Consider the following 20,470-nt stretch of genomic DNA (forward strand, 5'->3'; position numbering starts at 1 on the left):
GAGACAGCGCCCGGTTCGCCTGCTACCCTGGCGCGGTGCCACAGGTCGCCGGGCCGGAGTTCACGGTCGTTATCCCTGCACGCAACGAGGCGGCCTCCTTGCCGCTCACCCTGCGTGCCCTGCACCGCCAGACGCTCGCCCCGCGCGAAATCATCGTGGTGGACCACGCCAGCCACGACGGCACGGCGGCGGTCGCGCGGGCCTGGGGGGCGCGGGTGGTGACCTGCGGCGAACCGGGCATTGGCCGCGCCCGGCAGGCGGGGCTGGAGGCCGCCCGAACCGACTGGGTCGCCACCACCGACGCGGACTCGTTGCCCGCGCCCGGCTGGCTCGCGGCCCTCGTGGGGGCGGCGCCGGGCCGGGTCGCCCTGTACGGCCCCCTGCGTTTCTGCGGGGTGTCGCCCGTGGTGGCGGCCACCTCGGAGGTCGGGTACACGGCTTTCCTGCGGACATGCGCCCTCGCCGGGCGGCCCAACCTCGCCGGGGCGAACATGGCCTACTCGCGGGCGGCGGCGCTCGTCGCCGGGGGCTATCCGGATGTCGAGGCGCTGGAAGACGTGGGCCTCGGCCTTGCGCTGGCCCGGCTGGGCGAGGTGGCCTACGTGCCCGGCGCCAGGGTCGAGACGAGTGCCCGGCGCCTCTCGGGGGGCGCACTTCCTTTTCTGTGGCGGCACATCCTCAACCTCAGCGGTCATACGCGAGGGTATTTCGACCCGTGAGCGCCGCCGCCCCCTCCGCGAAGGGGACCTCCTGCAGGGTGCCCAGCACGCCGGAATACACGTCGAGCACCCGCTCGGCCACGCCCCCCGGGGTCCAGGTCGCTCCGTGCCGCCGCGCTCCGCGCGAGAGCCGCGACCACAGGGCCGCGTCCCCCAGAATCGCCGCCGCGTGCCGGGTGAGCGCCCCAACGTCGCCGGGCGCCACGAGGTACCCGCTGCGGCCCGTCGCCACGCCGCTCAGCGTGCCCCGGGCGCCCACCGCCACGACGGGCACGCCCATCAGTTGGGCCTCCTGCAAGACCAGCCCCTGCGTCTCGGTGTCGCTGGCGAAGAGGAACAGCTCGGCCAGCCGGTAGTACGCGCCGATCTCGGTCCAGGGGCGCACCCCCAGGAAAGTCACCCGCTCCGCCACGCCCCGGCGCCCCGCGTGCTCTTCCAGCCGCCCGCGCTCCGGCCCCTCCCCCAGCACCACGAGGTGCGCGTCGGGCAGCCCCGCCAGCGTGTCCAGCACGAGGTCAAAGCGCTTCTCGCGGGCCAGCCGCCCCACGGTGAGCAGCCGCCGCCGTCCGGCGGGCCAGGGATTCTGGATGGGCGGGGCACCGCGCAGCACTTCCGGCTCCACGGCGGTCGGGATGACGACCGGGTTCCGCACCCCCATCTCGCGGGTCACGTCGAGCATTCCGGCGGTCGGCATGATGACCGCGTCGGCCCGGCGGTAGTAGTGGCCCATCAGGCGGGTCACCACGCGGGTCTGGCGCTGCAGCGCGGTCAGGCCGGGCACGTAGTGGGTGTAGGCCTCGATATGGGTGTGGTAGGTCGCCACGTGCGGCACCCCCCACTTGCGGGCCAGCCGCGCTCCGGCCAGCCCCAGGGTCAGCGGCGTGTGCGTGTGAACGAGGTCGTAGCGCTCGGCGAAGTCCCGGCGGGTGGGCCACGCCAGCCGGTAGGTCGGCAGAAAGAGGTAGCGCACACTGGCCGCCCGGCGCACGTCGGGCCGGGTGTCCTGCGCTTCCGGAAAGAAGGGGGCGACCACCTCCACGTGATGCCCCCGCGCCCGCAGCTCGTCGCTGAGCAGCCCCACGCTCGTCACGATGCCGTTCTGGTCGGGAAGGAAGGTGTCGGTGAAAAGCCCGATTCGCAGCGGTCTCATGCGCCGCACCTGCGGACCCGTTGGCTGAGGAGAGGCTGAAGCATCGCTGAACGAGAGCATACGACGCCGTGCATGAGAGGTGGGCGCGAAAGGGCACGCTACAGTCAGGGCATGTCCCGTGTGCCGCCGCCCCTGCGCCGCGCCCTGCTGCGGGCCGGAGCCGGGGGAACGCTGGCGGGCGGCGACCCCGGCTCACCCCACCTCGGGCTGGTCGTGCCCGTGCGGACGCCGGAGGACCTGGCGGCAGCGGCGAAAGCTGGGGTGCGGGCCACCCTGCTCGTCTCTCCCGCGCTGGCCCGCCTCGCTCCCGAAGTCATCCGGGCCGCCGCCCAGGCCGGGCACGAGATCGCCGGGTGGGGCGCCCCGGAGGGCGTCGCCGGGTTGGAGGTCTCCGCCGGGCGGCCCGTCACCCTCTGGAGCGCCGAGGCGCCGCCCGCCTCACCCGCCCGACTCGCCGCGCTGGGCCTGACGCCGCTGCCCCTTCCCCTCACCGCCCCGGAACCCGGCGGGACGCTGCGGCTCTCGCCCACCGACCTCGCGGCCGAGGTGCCCCGGTTGCGGGCCTTGGGGTACCGGCCCGGCCCGGTGGGGGAATTGCCGGGGCTGCGGCGGGCGCGGGGGCGGGACCTGGGGCTGCACCTCTACCGCCGGGCGGTGGACGACCGCTTCGCGCAGGCGCACCGGGTCCGGGCACTGACCGAGCGGGCCGACGGGGTGCTGCGCGTGAGCCGACAGCCTGCCCCGCCCGAGCTGGGGTGGCCGACCGGCGCGGCGGTGGCCGAACTGCACGTCCATTCACCGCGCCTCGTGGGACTGAGTGCCCGCAGCCCGCTCGCCGCCTACCGCGCCTTTGCCCGCTCGCTGCGCGACGTGGCGGCGGTGCTGCGCGACGATCCCGAGTTCGCGGACGTGCAGGGGGTCGTGGCGGTCACCCTCTTTCACGAGCCGCTGGCGCAGCAGGGCTTTCAGGTTCTCTCCCTGCCACCGCTGCGGACGCGGCTCTACAGCCTGGGCTTCCGGCTGATGCGCCGGGTGTACGGCACGGCGGTCCCCACCTCCGAACCGGAGCCGAGGCTGGCGTGGATGACGCGGGCAGCGTTTCTGGCGCGGCACGGGTAACGGACTTCTCCCCTACCCCGGCAGCGCGAACACCACCGCTGTGCCCCGTCCCGGCTCGCTGTCTACCTCCAGCTCACCCCCCGCCAAGGCCACCCGCTCGCGCAACCCGATCAGGCCGAGATGCCCCGCCTGGGCACGGGCCTGCGCCTGGTCCGGCGTGAAGCCCTGCCCGTCGTCGCGCACGGTCACCCGCACCCCGTCCGGGGCGTAGGCCACCCGGATGGCCGCGCTGCGGGCGCCCGCGTGTTTGTCCACGTTGGCGAGGGCTTCCTGCACCAGCCGGAACACCGTGAGCTCCACGGCGGGGGCGAGGCGGCGCTCGGGGCCGCTGACCTCCAGCCGGGTATCGGTCGCGGCCTGTCCCGCCAGCCACTCCAGCGCGGGCAGCAGCCCGAGGTCGTCGAGCACGCTGGGCCGCAGGTTTCGCGCAAAGCGGCGCACGCTCTCGATCGCCGCGTCGAGGTCCCCCAGGATGTCCTGCGCCCGCTCGCGCCCCGGTCCCTCCAGATCGCGGGCCAGCCGGGCCACCCGGCGCGAGGTGGCGATCAGGACCTGCGCGGTGTCGTCGTGCAGCTCGCGGCTGATGCGCCGGCGTTCCTCCTCCTGCGCCTGGGTAAAGAGGGTGAGGTAGGTCCGCAGCTCGGTCTGGCGGCTCGTCGCGGCCTCCAGCGCCCGGCCCCGGCGCTGAATCTCGGCGGCCAGGGTCTGGAGTTCGGAGAGGTCACGGGCCACCGCCAGCATCCCCCCGGCTGGCCCGCTCACCGCGCTGAGACGCACCTCCAGGCGGTACGGTCCGACCTCGATCTCGGCGCGGCCCCCGGCGGTCTGACGCCGCGCTCCTTCCCAGGCGGCGTGCAGGGCGGGGCGGGTTCCCGGCGTGGGCAGGGTCAGCAGGCTCGCGCCCACGAGCGGCCCCAGCAGCCGAACGGCGGCAGGGTTGGCGTAGGTCACGAGTCCGGCCCCGTCCGCGCTCAGGATCAGGTCGTGGGCGCCTTCCGCGAGCTGGCGGTACCGGGCCTCCTCCCGCGCGAGCGCCGAGAGCAGCCGCTCGCGGGTCAGCGTCAGGGCCATCTGGTCGGCCACGCTGCGCGACAGGGCCAGCACCCGGTCGCTCGGCGGCTCGGTGCCGGGGTCGTCGGCGTAGAGGAAGCCCAGCACCTCCTCCCCCTCGCCGCCCCCCCGCAGCGGCACGATCAGGGCGCTGCCCGCGACCGGCAGGGCGTGCCGCCGAGTCAGCGGGCGCGGCCCCCGGCCGAGTTGCCCCGCGAGCGAGGCGAGTTCGGCTCCATTCGGCGCGTGCAGGTTGTAAGTCGCGCAGCGCACCACCGCTCCGTCCTCGCCCGTCAGCGCGATCAGCCCCCGGCCCGCCCCCAGCGCCAGGGTCGCCAGCCGCGCAGCTTCTGCGAGGGCGCGGTCGCTCTGGTCCTCACCCAGCAACCGGCCCACGTTCAGCAGGACGGCGGCCTCGCGCTCGCGGCGCAGTTCTTCCTCGTACAGCCGGGCATTCTCGATGGCGAGGGAAGCCTGCCCCGCGAACACTTCGGCCAGCGCGAGGTCGTCGGCGTCGAGGGGCAGCGGCGCCGTCCAGTACAGGGTCAGCACCCCGAACACGCCCGAGCGGGTGCCCAGCGGCAGGCTCACCACGCCCCGGTAGGGGTACTCGCCCCGCGCGAGCAGCGACCGAGTGTAGCGGCTGCTGCCCCCGTACCCCTCGGCGGGGAGGTCGCGGGCGGCCACCATCTCGCGGCGCTGCACGGCCCGCCCGGTCACCCCGCCCCCCACCTTGGCCCGCACCCGCAGCACGTACTCGCCCGGCAGCCCCAGCGCTCCCCGGATGCTGAGGGTGCGCCCGTCGGGTTGCAGCTCGTAGACGCCCGCCGCGTCCGCTCCGAAGAGGAGCTTGGCCCGCTCCAGCACCTTCGACAGGGTGTCGGGCAGGTGCAGACTCCCCGCCAGCGCCGCGCCCGCCTCACGCAGGGCTTCGGCCGCTTCCCGCTTGCGGGTCTCGGTACCGTAAAGCCGGGCGTTGTCGATGGCGAGGCTGGCCTGCTCTGCCAGCGCGAGTACCAGCCAGGTGTCGTCCTCCGAGACGCGCACCCCCGCCGAGCGGCTGTCCACGTACAGCAGCCCCAGCGGGCGCCCCCGTGCACTCAGGGGGGCAATCAGCGCGACCTCCGGGTCGAGTTCCGCCAGGCCCGCCGCCATGGGCGAGGCCCCGTCCCGGCTGCGGTCGTACAGGATGACCTCGCCGCGGTCGACCAGCCGTCCGAAGGACACCGGCCCCACCCCCACCCCCCCGGTAAAGGCCGAGTCGAAGCCGTAGGAGAAGACCTCGCCCGTCCGCGCCCGCCCGTCCTGCACCTCGCTGAAGAGGGCCACGAACGCCCGCCCGAAGCCCAGCGCGAGCGCGGCGCTCTCTGCGGTCGCGGTCAGCACCTCCGCGAGGTCGAGGCTCCCGCCCAGCCGCCGCACGAGCTGCTCGACCGTCTCTGCCACCCGGCCCCGGCCCCGCCGCGTCTCGCGGGCCTGCACGCCTTCGAGCGCCAGCGTGAGCAGCGGCAGCAGCCCGGCCAGCGCCTCCACCCCGGCCCCCTCCGCCCCCACAAGTTCCAGCACGCCGCCCCCGAACGGCAGGGCGACCAGCATGCCCTCCTCCTGCCGCTGGCCCGACGCCAGCGCCCGCGCCGCCAGCGTGCCGTCGCTGAGGCCCAGGCCCCGCCCTTCCTCACCCACGACCACGAGCGCCCCGCCCGTCACCGCCCACACCTGCACCCCATGCGCCCGCACGGCCTGACAGGCGAAGCGGGCCAGCGCCGCGCCGAATGCCCCCACGGTGGGCGCGGCAGCGAGGTCGGGGGGGAGGGGGGGGAGGGTCATGGGGAAAAGTTCAGGAGATGCTGAGGAACTGCGCCGGTGCCAGAGGTTCTGGGGTTGGGGAGGCGGCATTGGCTTTGAAGGTGTACAAGCCCAGATTTGAGAGGGCGAGCTGGCGCTCGCGACCCCCCTCTGCTGCGCAGCTCTACGAGTCCCAGCCTCTGCAAGCAGCTCATACGAGTCCCCCACAAGGGGAGAGGAGGAAAGGCGCCACAGCCTGAGCATTTCAAAAACGGGCACAGCCGACGCCACACAGGTGTGGGCGAACGGCCCCCGCACCGCCTTCCCCACGTCGGCTCGCGCAGCGAGACGGTGGCCGCGACGAGATCACACCAAGATCCAACATTCCGGCAGAAGACAACGCCCACCCGCGCCGCCCATGTGGCCCTGCCGAGCGCAGCGCCGCTCCCCTCCACCCAGTACCAGACGCGCTGAATGAGTGAGCGGCAACGCGCGGGCCGCCCCGCGCGGCAGAGACGTTGCCCCCTCTGCTGCGCAGCTCTACGAGTCTGGGGGAGGGGCTGGGGGTGGGGGCAAACCGAATCGAGACCCCTTGCCCCCGCCCCTCACAGCGTCTTCGGATCAATCCACCCCCGCTTGATTCCGTACAGCACCGCCTCCGTCCGGCTGCCCACATCCAGCTTGGAAAAGATGTTCGCCAAGTGGACCTGCACCGTGCGCGGGCTGATGTCGAGATCGCGGGCGATCTCCTTGTTCGTTCGCCCGGTGGCGGCCACCCGCAAGACCTCCAGCTCGCGGGGGCTGAGCGCGTCCTCCGGCGGCGTGGGCGTCTGCTGGGTGCTGAAGCGCTCCAGCACCTTGCGGGCGACCGAGGGGTGCAGGGCACTCTCCCCCGCCGCGACCGCCCGCACCGCGCCCAGCAGGTCGTCTTCCGAGGTGTTCTTCAGCAGGTACCCGGCCGCCCCCGCCTCCAGCAGCGCGAAGACGTAAGCGTCGTCGTCGTAGCTCGTCAGGACGAGGACGCCGACGCCCGGCAGGAAGGCCTTGATGGCGCGGGTGGCCTCGATGCCGTTCATGCCGGGCATGGACACGTCCATCAGGATCACGTCGGGGCGCAGCTCGCGGGCCTTCCCGACCGCGTCCTCGCCGCTGTCGGCCTCGCCCACGACGTGCAGGTCGCTCTCGCCTTCCAGCAGTTCGCGGGTGCCCTTGCGGACGACCGGGTGGTCGTCGACCAGGAGCAGGGTGATGGGCCGCGCGGGGGCGGCGGAGGCGTCGGCGTCGTGCATGGGGGCAGCATACGCGAGGCCAGCAGAAACCGCCCCCACGTGGGAGGGCGGCTTCCGGGGAGAGGGCGGGCAGGCTCAGTTCTTGCTGAGGTTCTTCCAGTACGTCCCGGCGCGGGCAAAGGCCAGCATCGGGTTGTAGTTCTCCTCGCTGATGCCCTGGATGTTGTCGCGGTAGGCCAGGATGCCGGGGGTGCTGGGCATCAGGATGAAGTAGGCCTGATCGCGGGCACGCTCGGCGATCTGGGTGTACAGCTCGTCGCGGCGCTCGGCGTCGCTGGTGCTGCGGGCCTCGTTCACCCAGGCGTCGATCTGTTCGTCTTTGAAGTTGGCGCGGGGGTTGTAGTAGCCCTCGCTGGAGTAGAAGGTGTGGACGAAGTTGTCCGGGTCGGCGTAGTCGGGCGCCCAGCCGGTGCTGATCAGGATCTCCTCGCCCTTGTCCCCGGCTTCCAGAATCTCGCTCCACTGCTTGGCTTCGAGGTTCACCTTGAACTTGGGGTTCAGGGACTCGATGTTCTTCTTCAGCAGTTCCATCCCAGTCTGCTGAGGTACGCTGCCCGCGCGGTAGGTCGCGTTCACGACAAAGCCGTTTTCCCAGACCTGACCGTCCCAGGCCTGCTGGAAGGCTTCGCGGGCCGCGTCAAGGTCGAACTGCGGGGGCTCCACGTCGGGGTTGTAGCCGGGGAAGGTTTCCGGCAGCAGGAAGTTGCGCGGCTCGCCCACGCCGTTTTGCACTTCCTTGATGTAGGTGTCCACGTCGAAGGCCGACACGAAGCCCTTGCGGACGTTCACGTCGCTGAAGAAGTTCGCCGGGATGCCCTGGCCGTCGAGCTTGCCGCTGCCCAGGCGCCCCTCGCCCTTGATGTCCTGGTTCATGAAGATGCCGAAGGCGCTGGTGTCGGGCAGGTTGTCCAGCACCGCCACGCCGGGCTTGCCGCGCAGCTGCTCTTCGATGATGGCGCGGCCACCGGTCTCGACCATGTCGGCGTCGCCGCGCAAGAAGGCCTGGAGGCGGGCCGCCTGCTCGGGCACGATCTGGATCAGCACGTTCTTGATGCTGGCCTTGTCGCCCCAGTAGTTCTCGAAGGCCTCGGCGCGGAAGGCGGTCGCGTCCTTGCTCACGAACTTGTAGGCCCCGGTGCCGCTGGGCTGCTGCGAAAGCGGGCTGCCGGTCAGGTCCTTGCCCACGGCGTCCTTCCAGGTGGCCTCGGTGCCGTCCCACTCGCCGATCTCCTTGGCGTGTTCGGAGTCCACGATGGCCTGACCGATGTAGGCCAGCTTGGACAGGAACGCGGGGTCGGCCTTGGGCAGCGTGAAGACCAGCGTTTCGCCGTCGCAGCGCACCGCCGCGCTGATCTTGTCCCAGGTGACCGAATCGTCGTCGTTGGCGTTGGCCCCGGTGCCCAGCAGGCTCTCGGCGAGGAACCAGTTGCCGCTGTCGCTCGTGTTCGTGACGAGGTTGCGGCGGAAGGTATATTCGGCGTCGGCGCACTTGAACTCATTGCCGGTGTGGAACTGCACGCCGTCACGCAGGGTAAAGCGGTACTCGGTGCCCCCATTGGCGATATTCCACTCGGTCGCCAGCAGCGGCTCGAGTTCGGTCAGGCTGTTGCCCTGGTAGGTGACTAGCGTCTCGTAGAGGTTCTCCACGACCTGACCGCTGCCGGTGTCGTAGGTGGTGCCGGGGTCCAGCGTGGGGATGTCGGCGCTCTCCTGCACGACGAGCACGTCGCGGCTGCCGCCGGAGGAGGTGCTGCCGGTGGACGCGGTCTCGCCGGAACCCTCGGTGCCGCTGCCCTCGGTCGTCGCGATGGTGCCGCTCTCGGTGCTGGTGTTGGTCTCGGTCTTGTCGTCGCAGGCCGCGAGGGTCAGGGCCAGGGTGGTCAGGGCGATCAGGCCCAGCGGGCGACGGAAGCGGGGATCGGCTTTGGTCATGGAGACTCCTGTGAGGGATGGGGTGGGACGGTGTGGGGCCAGAGTGTAGCGAAGCGGACAGACAATCGGCCGTGCCCCGGTGGAAGGGTCGGACTGCGGGGCAGGATAGCAGCCTAGCGCCCACTGATGAGGACTTCTCCCAGCCTGATTAAGTGTGACTCACCCGTGATCACGCTCCGATTGAAATGCCCCGCACAGCGGGCTTGAGTGCCCTCATGTAAGGTTTCGTGATGATTTCGGAGACGTATACAGAATCGTTCGTGCTGCGCGGCACAGCGGCGGGGGGGACCCTGCGGCTGGTCGGCATTGACGCGACGGGGCTGGTGGAGGAGGCGCGGGTGCGCCACGGCCTGAGCAAGACCGCCACCGCCGCGCTGGGGCGCACGCTGGCCGCCTCCGCGCTGCTGGCGGTCGTGCTGGGCAAGAAGCCTGACAGCCGGGTCACCGTGCGAGTGCAGGGGGGCGGACCGGTGGGCTGGATCGTGGCCGAGGGCAGCGCCGACGGCCGGGTGCGCGGCTACGTGCGCGAGCCGGGCGCGGACCTGCCGCTGCGCGAGTCCGATGGCAAGCTGGACGTGCGCGGCATCGTGGGCACCGACGGCGAACTGTCCGTGACCCGGCTGCTGGACAACGGCGAGCCGTACACGGGCAGCGCCCAGCTCGTCAGCGGCGAGATCGCCGAGGACGTGAGCGCGTACCTGGGCGTCTCCGAGCAGATTCCCAACGCGGTGCTGCTGGGCGTGTACGAGGAAGGCGGCCGGGTCTACCGCGCGGGCGGGCTGCTGGTGCAGGCGATGCCGGGCGTGACCGACGAGACGCTGGCCCGGTTGGAGGCCAACATCCGGGGCATGGGTCAGCTCACCGACCACCTGCGGCGGGGCAGCCTGCTGGAGACGATGCACACGGCGGCGGGGGGGCTTGACCTCGTGCTGGCGGCGGCGGCGCAACCCGCCCGCTTCCAGTGCCGCTGCTCGCGGGGCAAGGCGCTCGACAGCCTGAAGTTCTTCGCGCCGGGCGAGCGCCAGGAGATGCGCGACGAGGGTGGGCAGGAGGTCGTGTGCCACTGGTGCGGCGAGCACTACCAGATCACCCCCGGCGAGATCGCCAGCCTCGACGCGGAGACGGCGCGGGCGCAGGCCTGAAGTCGGCCGCTTGATGGAGGGAGGGTCACCCGCTGGGGTGGCCCTTTCTCCTGGGTGGACTGAGCGGCGAACGACCGGGCGCAGGGGCCTCCCGCGTTCTGCCGAGGATGAATGGGCACAGAGGCGCGGACCATATCCTCCCCAGCCCGACCTGGGATACTTCCGTCATGAAGAACCGTCTCCCCGCCGTCCTGCTGGTCCTCGTGGGTCTGGGCCTGGGCGCCACGCTGCTGCGCGATCAGGTGCCGGTGTCCGGCGCCCAGCCACCCGCCGCCGAGGAAGCGGCCCCGGCGAGCGAGGCGGGCGCCCGGCTTCAGAACGAGCGCAACACCATGGACATCGTGCGGCGCTACGAGCCGGGGCTGGTGTTTATCAGCACCGAGCTGGAGGTCGTGCAGGACCTCGGGTGGCTGTTCGGCGGCGGTCAGACGCAGGTGCAGCAGGGGGTGGGGAGCGGCTTTTTCGTGAACGAGGCGGGCGACATCCTGACCAACTACCACGTCATCGCGGGCGAGGGGGGCCAGGGCAAGGCCGACCGCATTACCGTGCGGGTCATGGGGCAGGAAGAAGCTGTGCCCGCCGAGGTGATCGGCACCGCCCCGCAGTACGACCTCGCGCTGATCCGGGCCGAGGGGCTGGCCCAGAACTTGATCCGGCCCATTCCGCTGGGCAACAGCGACACGCTGGCGGTGGGGCAAAAGGCCGTGGCGATGGGCGCTCCCTTCGGGCTGGAATTCAGCGTCACGGAGGGCATCGTGAGCAGCACCGAGCGGCAGATTCCCATCGGTTTCTCGGGGTCCGGGTCGGGCGAGGGCATCACCCAGAAGGCGATCCAGACCGACGCGGCGATCAATCCGGGCAACTCCGGTGGACCGCTGCTGGACTCGTCGGGGCGCGTGATCGGGATCAACACCCAGATCGCCACGGGCGGCAGCCAGCAGAGCGCCGGGGTGGGCTTCGCCATTCCGGTGAACGCCGCCAAGAACCTGCTGCCCCGCTTGCAGGAAGCCGGGGGCGGCGAGGTCCGCGCTCCCCGGCTGGGCATCACGGCGGGGCTGGTCGTGCAGGCCCGTGGGCAGCAGGCAGCGGTGGGCCTGAGTGCGCTCACGGCGGAGGGACGGCGCCAACTGGGACTCCCGGAGCGCGGGCTGGTCGTGGGGCAGGTCGCGCCGAACACCCCCGCCGCCCGCGCGGGACTGCGCGGCGGGGAGGCCCGCGAGTTCCCCGGCGGCGTGATCGCGCTGGGGGGCGACGTGATCGTGGAGGCCGAGGGGCAACCAGTCGACGCCCTCGAAGATCTTCAGGCCGCCCTGCTGGACAAGAGCGAGGGCGACGCCGTGAGCCTGCGCGTCTGGCGAGACGGCGAGGAGCGCGAGGTACAGGCCACCCTCGACGCCTCCGCCTTCGAGTGACCGCCCCATGACCGCCGACCCGGCCAGCCTGGGCCGCGAGGTCTGGGACCGCCTGCGCCCCGAGGACCGCGAGTGGCTGCGCTCGCTCTCACGGGAGGCGGGGCCGGGGGCACGGGTCGCCCTGGTGGGCGGAGCGGTGCGGGACGCGTTGCTGGGCGGCACCCCCCTCGACCTCGACGTGGCGGTGGAGGGGGTGGACGCGGGTGCCCTCGCGGCGGCGAGCGGCCTGCCCACCCTGGTTCACCCCGCCTTCGGCAACGCGACCGTGACCCTGCCGGACGGCCGACACGCCGACCTCGTGCGGGCGCGGCGCGAGACGTACCCGGTGCCCGGCGCGAACCCGTTGCCCCTTCCCGGCACCCTGGAAGACGACCTCGCCCGGCGCGATTTCGGGCTGAATGCGCTGGGGCTGGAGGTGCCCCCGGATGGGCCGCCCCGCCTGCTGGACGTGACGGGCGGATTGGACGACCTGCGGGCACGGGTGCTGCGACCCCTGCACCCCCACTCCCTGCACGAGGACGCCAGCCGCCTGGTCCGGGGAGCGCGGCTGGCTGGGCGGCTGGGCTTGGAGGCCCACCCGGAGTTGCAGCGGCAGGTGCCCGACGCCCTCGGTATGGCCGAGCAGACGCCCCGGCTGTGGGCCGAGCTGTGGCTGCTGCTCCGGGAACCCCGGCCGGGGCGGGCCGCCCGCGTGCTGGAGGGGTGGGGGGCGGGCTGCCTGCTTCCCGCCGGAGCCGCCGAGCGGCTGGAAGCCCTGGACGCCCGGCAGGACGCGGGCGAAGTCGTCTCCCCCACCACCTCCGCGGCGGCCCTGCTCTCGGCGGCCCCCGACCCCGCCGCGTGGGCAGGTCGGCTGGGGTTGGGGGAGAAGCCCGGCGCCCTGCTGGCCCGCGCCCTGGGAGATGCCCCGGCCTCCCCCGGCAGCCCGGAGACCATCCTGCGGGCGCTGCTGCGGCCGGGGGCTTACGCGGGCCTGAGCGGGCGGGACGTGGTCGCCCGGGGCGTTCCGCCCGGCCCGGCGGTGGGGGCGGCACTCGCCCACCTCGCGGCCCTGCGCCGGGTCGGTGAGGTGCAGTCCCGGTCGGACGAGGAAGCGGCGCTGGAGGCTTATCTCCGGGGGGAGGCCGCGACTCCGTCACCGGGCTGACGGCGGCGGGCCGGGCGCGGCCCGTAGAATGCCCCCCTATGCTCCTGAGCCTGCTGACCGAAAGTCCCCTGGCGTTCGTGATTATCGCGGCGGCGCTGGCGCTGTCGCTGACCGTTCACGAGTTCGCCCACGCCTGGACCGCCGACCGGCTGGGCGACCCCACGCCGAGGCGCTTCGGGCGGGTCACCCTCAATCCCGGCAAGCACCTCGACCCCTTCGGGACACTGCTGCTGCTGATCGCAGGCTTCGGCTTTGCGCGGCCTGTGCCTATCAACCCCAACAACCTGGGACGCTGGGGCACCCTGTGGGCGACCGCCGCCGGGCCGATCAGCAACATCCTGATCGCCCTGCTGTGCGCCCTGTTGCTGGCGGTCTTGCCCAAGACCGGGCTGATCCCGGTGATTCTGCTGACCGTGCTGAGCGTCAACATCGTGTTGGCGGTCTTCAACCTGATTCCGATTCCGCTGCTGGACGGCAGCCGCATCCTGGGCGCCCTGGTGCCCTCGCTGGGGCGCAGTCTCGCGCAGTTCGAGGCCCAACCCTTTTCGTTCCTGATCGTGATGCTGTTTATCTTCCTGGCCCGTGAACCCATCGAGCAGATCATCGGGACGGTGCAGGGCTGGGTGCTGAGCCTGGTGGGGCTGCGCTAGGCCTGCTCCCCACGGCAAAGGCCCCCGCCAGAACGGCTGGGGCCTTGTTTTCTGCCGGACTTACCGCAGGTGGAACATCATCGCCACGTGCGCCCCGGTCCCCCCCAGCACGAACAGGTGCCAGATCTCATGGAACCCGAACACCCCGGGGCGGGGATTCCAGCGCTTGGTCCCGTAGATCACCGCGCCGATGGAGTACAGGACGCCCCCCGCCGCCAGCCAGAAGAGGGCCGCGCCGGGCAGGGTGCGGGCGAGTTGCGGCAGGAACAGCAGCGCCAGCCATCCCATGCCCAAGTACAGCAGTGTGCTGACCCAGCGCGGCAGCCGCATGGTGAGCAGCTTGAGGAGGACGCCCGCCCCCGCAATGCCCCACACCAGCCACAGCACGGCGTCGCGCCATACGCCCTCCAGCCCGAAGTAGGCGACCGGGGTGTAGCTTCCGGCGATCAGGAGGAAGATGCCCGCGTGGTCGAGCTTGCGCAGCCACAGCAGCCCGCGCTCGCCGGGGCGGAAGGAATGGTAGCTCGCCGACGCCGCGTACAGCGCCACCATGCTCAGCCCGAACACCGCAAAGGGCCACAGCGTCAGCCCCCGTGACGAGGCCCACCACAGCAGCGGCCCCAGCACCGCGAGGCCCGCGAGCGCCCCACCCCAGTGGGTCAGGGCGTTTACAGGTTCGCGGGGGGCGGTCAGCAGTCGCTTCACGCCCCTCAGGGTAGAGCGCGGGCCGGGAAGGATGTGGGGACTGGGACGCAGTCCGCGGCGCGGCTCCCTAGGTCTGGCCTACTTCCCCCCGTAGTTCGGCGCTTCCTTGGTAATGGTGACCCCGTGGGGGTGGCTCTCCACCAGGCTCGCGCCCGTGATGCGGACAAACTGGGCCTCGCGGCGCAGGGTGCCGAGGTCGGGAGCACCGCAGTAGCCCATGGAGCTGCGCAGGCCGCCGACAAACTGGTAGATCACCTCGCCCGCCGTGCCCCGGTAGGCGATGATGCCCTCGATGCCCTCGGGAACGAACTTGCGGCTGCCGCCCTGGAAGTAACGGTCGGCACTGCCCTGGTCCATCGCGCCCAGGGACCCCATGCCCCGGTAGCTCTTGTAGCGGCGGCCGTCGCGCAGCACGACCTCGCCGGGGGCCTCGTCGGTTCCGGCGAGCATGGACCCCATCATGACGGCGCTCGCGCCCGCCGCGATGGCCTTGGGCACGTCGCCCGTCTGCTTGATGCCCCCGTCCGCGATGACGGGAATGCCCGCCTCCAGCGCCGCTGCCGACGCCTCGAAGATGGCGGTGATCTGCGGGACGCCGACCCCCGTGACCACGCGGGTGGTGCAGATGCTCCCCGGCCCGATGCCGACCTTCACCGCGTCGGCCCCCGCCGCGATCAGGTCCCGCGCTCCGGTGCGGGTGGCGACGTTCCCCGCGATCACATCCACGTCGAAGGTCTCCTTAACCCGCGCCAGTGCGTTCAGGATGCCCTGGCTGTGGCCGTGGGCGCTGTCGAGCACCAGCACGTCGGCCCCCGCCGCCACCAGCGCCCCGGCGCGGTCCATCAGGTCGGCCCCCACCCCGATGGCCGCGCCCACCCGCAGCCGTCCGAGGTCGTCCTTCGCCGCTCGGGGGTACTTCACCCGCTTGGCGAGGTCCTTGATGGTGATCAGGCCCCTCAGGAATCCCTCCCCGTCGGTCACCAGCAGCTTCTCGATGCGGTGGCGCTTGAAGATCTCCTGCGCCTGCTCCAGCGTGGTGCCCACCGGCACGGTGACGAGGTCCTCGCGGGTCATCACGTCCGCGACGGGGAGGCTGAGGTCGTCCACGAAACGCATGTCGCGGTTGGTGATGATGCCGAGCAGCTTGCCCGCCGGATCCGTGACCGGCACACCGCTGATCCGGTACTCGGCCATCAAGCGGTCGGCGTCGGCCACGCTCGCAGAGGGCGGCAGGGTGATGGGGTCCACGATCATGCCGCTTTCCGACCGCTTGACCTTGCGGACCATCTCGGCCTGGGCGTCGATGCCCATGTTCTTGTGGAGGATGCCCAGACCACCCTCCCGCGCCATCGCCACCGCCATCGCCGTTTCGGTCACCGTGTCCATCGCCGCCGAGACGAAGGGGATGTTCAGCCGCACCCGCCGGGTGAGCTGCGTCTCCACACTGACCTCGTGCGGCAGCACCGTGGAGTGCCGCGGTTGCAGCAGCACGTCATCAAAGGTGATGCCTTCCTGGCCGAACTTGTAGGCGTAGCGGTCCTCGTGGGCAGCCGGGGACGGCTGGGCGGGCGTCGAGGGGGCACTCATGCACCGGAGTGTACCTGGGGAGGGTGAGGCCGCCGCCGGAACTGTCCCGCACCCCTGACCGCCCAGCGGCCCTTGCACGGTTCTGGGGAGCGTGCTAGATTCTGCCTCGCCCTTGCAAGGGGGCCGAAGAAGAGTGTGGGGTCGTAGCTCAGCTGGGAGAGCGCGTCGTTCGCAATGACGAGGTCAGGGGTTCGATCCCCCTCGACTCCACCATCAGGAAAGTCCGCCATGCGCGGGCTTTTTTCTTTGGCATCGGGCTGACCCAGTCAGGGAGAGCAAACCCCGCCCTTGCGAGCGGGGTCTTAGACCCTCCTCTTCTTCCGAGGCTGGGTCAGCGCCGCACGACGGCCGGGTATTCAGGCTCGCCCCGCAGCGGGGCCAGGGCCGCAACATTCAGCGGCAACGTGAGCAGGCGCTCGCCCTGGCGCAGTTGCAGTCCTGTCGCCGTCCCGGCCAACTTCAGCGTGACGCCCGGCAGGGTCTTCAGCGCCGAGAGCGGGACGTAGGCCGCGCGGCCCACGACCTGCACCGGGAGGGTCCGGGGAGGCGTCCCGGCTTGCGGGAACCCCAGGGTCACCGTGCGCGGCGTGAGGACCTGCACCCGTGCCCCCAGCGCCGCCGTGAGGTCAGTCAGGGGCAGGACCACCTGTCCGTTCACGGCCCTCGCTCCGCGTCCGGCGGCCTCGGCGGCAGCCTGGGGCGTGCGGCTGGGGGCGGGTGGAGGCGTCACTGGGCGAACGGGGGCCGGGGGCTGGGCTGCCACCGGAGGGGTTGGGACAGGCTTGGCGGGGGTGGGGGCAGGCACCGGTGCATTCGGCCGGGTCGCCGGAAGCGCGGCGAGCGCCGCCCGCTTGGAGGCGGTGCGGGCGGCGGTCTCCTGCGGGGTCAACACGCGGCCCCACCCGGCGGGCACGCTGCGAAAGCTGGTCCACGGACCGTCGGCGAGCGGGGCCTGCCGCTCCACGGCGCTCAGGCCGCCGCCCTCGGTGGCGAAGTACAGCACGCCCCGGTCGCTCACGGCGACGGACGTGTCGATCTTCTTGCCCGTCTTGACCGTCCAGCGGACCTGCCCGTTCGGGCCGATGGCGTGCACCGTCCCCGTCAGGTCCGGCACGACCACGCTGCCGTCGGCGAGCTGCACGGCCGCCGCCGCGACCGGGGCGCCCGCCGCATAGACCCACTCGTCCTCGCCCGTCGTGTTCACGGCGTAGACCTTGCCGTCGTAGCTGCCCACGACGACCAGATCGTCGCTTGTCACGATGGGGCTGGCGTTCACGAAGAGGTCGGTCTGCCGGGTCCAGCGCAGCTTCCCGGCGGGGTCAAGGGCGTACAGCTTGCGGTCGCTGGAGCCGAAGTACACGTTCCCCTGACGGTCAAGCGCGGGGCTGCTGAACACCAGCGACCCGGCCCCGAAGGCCCACTTGAGTTTGCCGTCGGGGGTCAGCGCGTGCAGGCGGTTGTTCTGCGCCCCGAAGTAGATGGTGCCGTCCCGCGCGACCGCCGGGCTGCTGAACACAGGCGCCCCCACCTTGAAGGTCCACAGCACCTGCCCCCCCGGCCCCAGCGCGTACACCGTGCCGCCCGCCGTCGCCGCGATCAGGCTGCCGTCGGGCCGCAGCGCCGGGCTGGCAAAGATGTCCCCGTCCAGCCGGGTACGCCAGAGCTGCTTGCCAGAGGCATCTGCCGCATAGATGTGGTCGTCGTAGGAGGCCGCGATCACCGTGCCCTGCGGCGTGATCACCGGACTGGCCCGCCCAATGTCCCCCACGGGGAGGTTCCAACGCTCCACGCCCCGCCCGTCCGTGCGGTGCAGGCGGTTGTCGGACCCGACGAAATAGAGGTCACCGTCGTCCGACACGGCGACAGTGGAGATGACCTTGAGGTCCTTGAACCACGTGACGGTGGGCGAAGGGGAAATGGAAGAGGATTGAGCGAGAGCCGTCGGCGCAAGCAGAGCAAGTGAGAGAATCAGCGCTTTTCTCATGTGAAGGTAAGCTCCTTTACACTCCCTTTACAGGGTGGTTTGGCGAATGGACGCTCGCCAAGCTAGCGTCTTAAGATGCTCTCGCTATGAAAAAGATTCTCATGCTGACCGCGTTCGCCCTGGCGGGACTGGCCGCCGCCCAGGACACCACCACGCCCCCCACCGACACCAGCACCGAGACCCAGCAGACTGAGACGACGGAAACGACCACCGAGACGACCGAGACCACGACGACCACCACCGAGACGACGGTCCAGACGGGCGCCGCGACCACCGTGTCCCCCGCGACCCTCAGCGCCGAGCAGAACTTCGCCCGCGCTCAGGAGTTCGCCGTGCAGGCCGACGTGGCCTACCCGCTGCCCTTCTACGACCGCACCCTGTGGAAGGCCGCCGTGGACCACGCCTTCTACGCCGCGCAGCAGGAAGCGACCAACCGCAACTACCAGGCCTACCTCGCGCAGCTCTACACCAAGACCCAGTGGTGGATCAACGCCTACAACGCCTGGACCCGCCTGGGCGAACTGAACGACACCGAGCGCCAGCTCGCCAGCCTCAGCGCCGCCAAGCTCGCCTACCTGGCCCTCCAGCGCGGTGACCGCGCCGCCGCCCGCACCTACGTGGACCAGGGCCTGAGCTGGGCCGACAGCGCCAGCCTCCGCGCCATCCAGAGCCGCCTGTAAGACGCAGCGATTTAGGGGCGCCCTCCATGTGGGGGCGCCCTTTTTTGGTGCCCGCCCCTAGACTGCCCCCATGCGCGTCCTCGTCCTTTCCGACACCCACGGCCCGCTGCGCCCGGAGGTTCTGCCTCTCGCCGCGCGGGCCGACGCCGTGCTGCACGCGGGAGACGTGGGGCGACCAGAGGTGCTGGGGGAGCTGCGGGCGGCCTCTCCCGGCCCGGTTCACGCGGTGCGGGGCAACGTGGACCGCTCGCCGCCCCTGTCCGGGTTGCCGGAGACCCTGCTGCTGGAGCTGGGCGGCGTCTGGGTGTACCTGCTGCACGACCTGGCCGCACTGGACCTCACCCCCGTCGCGGCCGGGATACGGGTCGTGATCTCGGGCCACACGCACCAGCCCCGCGTGGAGGAACGCGGTGGCGTCCTCTTCCTGAATCCGGGGTCGGTGGGACCGCGCCGCTTCCGGCTGCCGGTGGCCTGCGCGTGGCTGTATCTGGGGAGAGGCGGGGTGCGGGCCGAGCCGGTCGTCCTGGCCCCCTGAGCGGCCCCCGGCGGGTGTAGCCTGCCTGCCATGACGGCCCTTTCCACTCCCGTGCGTGTTCACGGCACCCTGCACGCCCTGCAGGTGCCCATCCCCTACCCCATGAAGACCGTCACGGTGCTCGTCGACACGGGCGGCCCGGTCACCCTGATCGACACCGCGCTCGACACGCCGGAGGCGCGGGGAGCCATCGAGGACGGACTGGCGGCGCTGGGCCTGCACTGGCCGGACGTGGAACGGGTCATCATCACCCACCACCACCCCGACCACTACGGGCTGGCGGGGCTGGTGGAGGAACGCAGCGGGGCCAGCGTCCAGATGCTCGACGTGGAGATCGGGCGCGGCGAACGCTACTGGCACCTCTGGGAAGAGTGGCTACCGGGGCATATCAAGCACATGCAGGACCACGGCCTGCCGCCGGAGTTGCTGGAGAGTCTGGAGCGCGACAGCCGCCGCACCCGCGACCGCGTTCACCCCGCCAGCCGGGTCCAGCCGCTGCGCGAGGGCGGGCACGTGCCGCTGGCCGGGGCCGAGTGGGAGGTGCTGTGGCTGCCCGGCCACGCCGACGGACACCTGGGCCTCTGGAACGAAGGAGAAAGTCTGCTGATCGCTGGGGACGCCATCCTGCCGCGCATCAGCCCCAATATCGGTCTGTACGCCTATACCCGGCCCGACCCGCTGGGGGACTACCTCCAGACGCTCGGCAAGCTCGAAGCCCTGAACCCCCGCCGCGCCGTCGTGGGGCATCACGGTCCCGTCATGGAGGGCGTGCAGGCCCGCGCCCGCGAACTGCGCTCGCACCACCACGAGCGGCTCGACTTCGTGCAGGCCGAGGCCGCGCAGGAGGCCCGCACCGCCTACGAACTGAGCCTGGTGATGTTCCCGCGCGACCTCAACGTGGCCGGGCGGCGCTTTGCCCTCGCGGAGACGCTGGCGCACGCCGAGCACCTGCGGCTGCTGGGGGCGCTGGCCCGCACCTGGCAGGACGGGGCCTGGGTGTACCACGCCTGAACCCCCCGGCGGCCACCCTTTGGGACCACCCGCCCACTCTATACTCGCGCCCATGACGGCCCCGGAACTTCAGCGCATCATGACCGCCCTGGCCGACAGTGGCCTGAGTGTCGAGGCGGTCGAGGACGGCGCGCTGGTGCGCCACGGCGAGAGCCGGGTGGCCCTCTTCGCGGAGCGGGACCCGCAGGGGGGCGTGATCGTGCGCCTGCACCTCGACCTCGACCTGTACGTCGAGGAAGACTCGCTCGCGGACATCCTGATGGGCATGAACCTGATGAACCAGGGCCTCGACTACGGCGCCCTGAACCTCGATCCGGTCGAGGAGGAGGACACGCCGGAAGACGCTCCCCTCACCTTCGCGGTGCTGGGCCGCGCCGTGCTGTGGCTGCGCGACCTCGGCCCGGAGGAGCTGGAGCGCCTGCGCGAACACCTGCGCCGCTTCGAGGCCGAGGTGACCGAGGCGGTCGAGCGGACCCTGCACGGCGGCAAGGGCCTGAGCGCGTAGGCGCGGGGGGCGTGAGGGGGCGAGCCAGGCTCCCACCCTGGCCTAATCCGCGCGGAGTAGGCTCAGGG

17 protein-coding genes and 1 tRNA gene are annotated in these 20,470 nt (G+C 71.8%); 11 read left to right on the forward strand and 7 right to left on the reverse strand.

Going from position 1 to position 20,470, the window contains the following annotated elements; translation table 11 throughout:
* Window positions 1-35: 35 nt before the first annotated feature.
* The gene (locus C3K08_RS09255; protein WP_104991049.1) at window positions 36-719 is read left to right on the forward strand and encodes a glycosyltransferase family 2 protein; all 684 of its coding nucleotides are present in this window, start codon (window positions 36-38) and stop codon (window positions 717-719) included.
* Here C3K08_RS09255 and C3K08_RS09260 read toward each other — a convergent pair.
* Entirely contained in the window at window positions 685-1,869 is a 1,185-nt protein-coding gene (locus C3K08_RS09260) for a glycosyltransferase (protein WP_104991050.1), read from the reverse strand. The two genes, C3K08_RS09255 and C3K08_RS09260, sit on opposite strands and share 35 nt — an antisense overlap.
* Window positions 1,870-1,980: 111 nt before the next feature.
* On the opposite strand from C3K08_RS09260, the gene C3K08_RS09265 reads away from it, so the two are divergent.
* Window positions 1,981-2,988: a Sectered polysaccharide deacetylase gene (locus C3K08_RS09265; protein ID WP_104991051.1), complete on the forward strand. Its 1,008-nt coding sequence runs from the start codon at window positions 1,981-1,983 to the stop codon at window positions 2,986-2,988.
* Window positions 2,989-3,000: 12 nt separating this feature from the next.
* On the opposite strand, the gene C3K08_RS09270 is transcribed toward C3K08_RS09265, so the two are convergent.
* The 3 genes from C3K08_RS09270 to C3K08_RS09280 all read right to left on the reverse strand — a co-directional run bounded on the left by C3K08_RS09270 (window position 3,001) and on the right by C3K08_RS09280 (window position 9,044).
* Window positions 3,001-5,865: a GAF domain-containing protein gene (locus C3K08_RS09270; RefSeq protein ID WP_104991052.1), complete on the reverse strand. Its 2,865-nt coding sequence runs from the start codon at window positions 5,863-5,865 to the stop codon at window positions 3,001-3,003.
* Between the two features lie 563 nt (window positions 5,866-6,428).
* The gene (locus C3K08_RS09275; RefSeq protein WP_104991053.1) at window positions 6,429-7,112 is read right to left on the reverse strand and encodes a response regulator transcription factor; all 684 of its coding nucleotides are present in this window, start codon (window positions 7,110-7,112) and stop codon (window positions 6,429-6,431) included.
* A 75-nt stretch (window positions 7,113-7,187) separates the two neighbouring features.
* Window positions 7,188-9,044, reverse strand: coding sequence for an ABC transporter substrate-binding protein (locus tag C3K08_RS09280; RefSeq protein ID WP_104991054.1), 1,857 nt, complete (start codon window positions 9,042-9,044; stop codon window positions 7,188-7,190).
* A 230-nt stretch (window positions 9,045-9,274) separates the two neighbouring features.
* Between C3K08_RS09280 and C3K08_RS09285 the strand changes: the two genes are divergently transcribed.
* From C3K08_RS09285 to C3K08_RS09300, 4 genes are all read left to right on the forward strand, one after another.
* Window positions 9,275-10,186 (forward strand): Hsp33 family molecular chaperone HslO, encoded by a 912-nt coding sequence (locus C3K08_RS09285; protein ID WP_104991055.1) that lies wholly within the window; start codon window positions 9,275-9,277, stop codon window positions 10,184-10,186.
* A gap of 167 nt (window positions 10,187-10,353) precedes the next feature.
* The gene (locus tag C3K08_RS09290; protein ID WP_104991056.1) at window positions 10,354-11,598 is read left to right on the forward strand and encodes a S1C family serine protease; all 1,245 of its coding nucleotides are present in this window, start codon (window positions 10,354-10,356) and stop codon (window positions 11,596-11,598) included.
* A gap of 7 nt (window positions 11,599-11,605) precedes the next feature.
* Complete coding sequence (locus C3K08_RS09295) at window positions 11,606-12,745, forward strand: CCA tRNA nucleotidyltransferase (protein ID WP_104991057.1); 1,140 nt, start codon at window positions 11,606-11,608, stop codon at window positions 12,743-12,745.
* A 38-nt stretch (window positions 12,746-12,783) separates the two neighbouring features.
* Window positions 12,784-13,395 (forward strand): site-2 protease family protein, encoded by a 612-nt coding sequence (locus C3K08_RS09300; protein WP_104991058.1) that lies wholly within the window; start codon window positions 12,784-12,786, stop codon window positions 13,393-13,395.
* Between the two features lie 60 nt (window positions 13,396-13,455).
* Here the strand turns inward: C3K08_RS09300 and C3K08_RS09305 are convergent, their stop codons facing one another.
* A complete protein-coding gene (locus C3K08_RS09305; protein ID WP_104991059.1) occupies window positions 13,456-14,100 on the reverse strand; it encodes a hemolysin III family protein in 645 nt (214 codons plus the stop codon).
* Between the two features lie 78 nt (window positions 14,101-14,178).
* Window positions 14,179-15,687: an IMP dehydrogenase gene (gene guaB / locus C3K08_RS09310; protein ID WP_104991060.1), complete on the reverse strand. Its 1,509-nt coding sequence runs from the start codon at window positions 15,685-15,687 to the stop codon at window positions 14,179-14,181.
* 137 nt (window positions 15,688-15,824) lie between these two features.
* Between guaB and C3K08_RS09315 the strand changes: the two genes are divergently transcribed.
* Window positions 15,825-15,900: transfer RNA gene (locus tag C3K08_RS09315), tRNA-Ala, on the forward strand.
* A gap of 118 nt (window positions 15,901-16,018) precedes the next feature.
* On the opposite strand, the gene C3K08_RS09320 is transcribed toward C3K08_RS09315, so the two are convergent.
* Window positions 16,019-17,545 carry a PQQ-binding-like beta-propeller repeat protein gene (locus C3K08_RS09320; protein WP_369848202.1) on the reverse strand — a complete coding sequence of 509 codons (1,527 nt, stop codon included), beginning with the start codon at window positions 17,543-17,545 and terminating at the stop codon, window positions 16,019-16,021.
* A gap of 212 nt (window positions 17,546-17,757) precedes the next feature.
* Here C3K08_RS09320 and C3K08_RS09325 point away from each other — a divergent pair, with 212 nt between their 5' ends.
* The 4 genes from C3K08_RS09325 to C3K08_RS09340 all read left to right on the forward strand — a co-directional run bounded on the left by C3K08_RS09325 (window position 17,758) and on the right by C3K08_RS09340 (window position 20,402).
* Window positions 17,758-18,351: a hypothetical protein gene (locus C3K08_RS09325; RefSeq protein WP_199776909.1), complete on the forward strand. Its 594-nt coding sequence runs from the start codon at window positions 17,758-17,760 to the stop codon at window positions 18,349-18,351.
* A gap of 70 nt (window positions 18,352-18,421) precedes the next feature.
* Window positions 18,422-18,886, forward strand: a complete 465-nt coding sequence (locus C3K08_RS09330) for a metallophosphoesterase family protein (protein ID WP_104991062.1) — start codon at window positions 18,422-18,424, stop codon at window positions 18,884-18,886.
* Window positions 18,887-18,916: 30 nt separating this feature from the next.
* Complete coding sequence (locus C3K08_RS09335; RefSeq protein ID WP_104991063.1) at window positions 18,917-19,897, forward strand: MBL fold metallo-hydrolase; 981 nt, start codon at window positions 18,917-18,919, stop codon at window positions 19,895-19,897.
* Between the two features lie 52 nt (window positions 19,898-19,949).
* Complete coding sequence (locus C3K08_RS09340) at window positions 19,950-20,402, forward strand: hypothetical protein (protein WP_104991064.1); 453 nt, start codon at window positions 19,950-19,952, stop codon at window positions 20,400-20,402.
* The last annotated feature ends 68 nt before the right edge of the window (window positions 20,403-20,470 follow it).

This window comes from Deinococcus sp. NW-56, from assembly GCF_002953415.1.
GTDB lineage: Bacteria > Deinococcota > Deinococci > Deinococcales > Deinococcaceae > Deinococcus.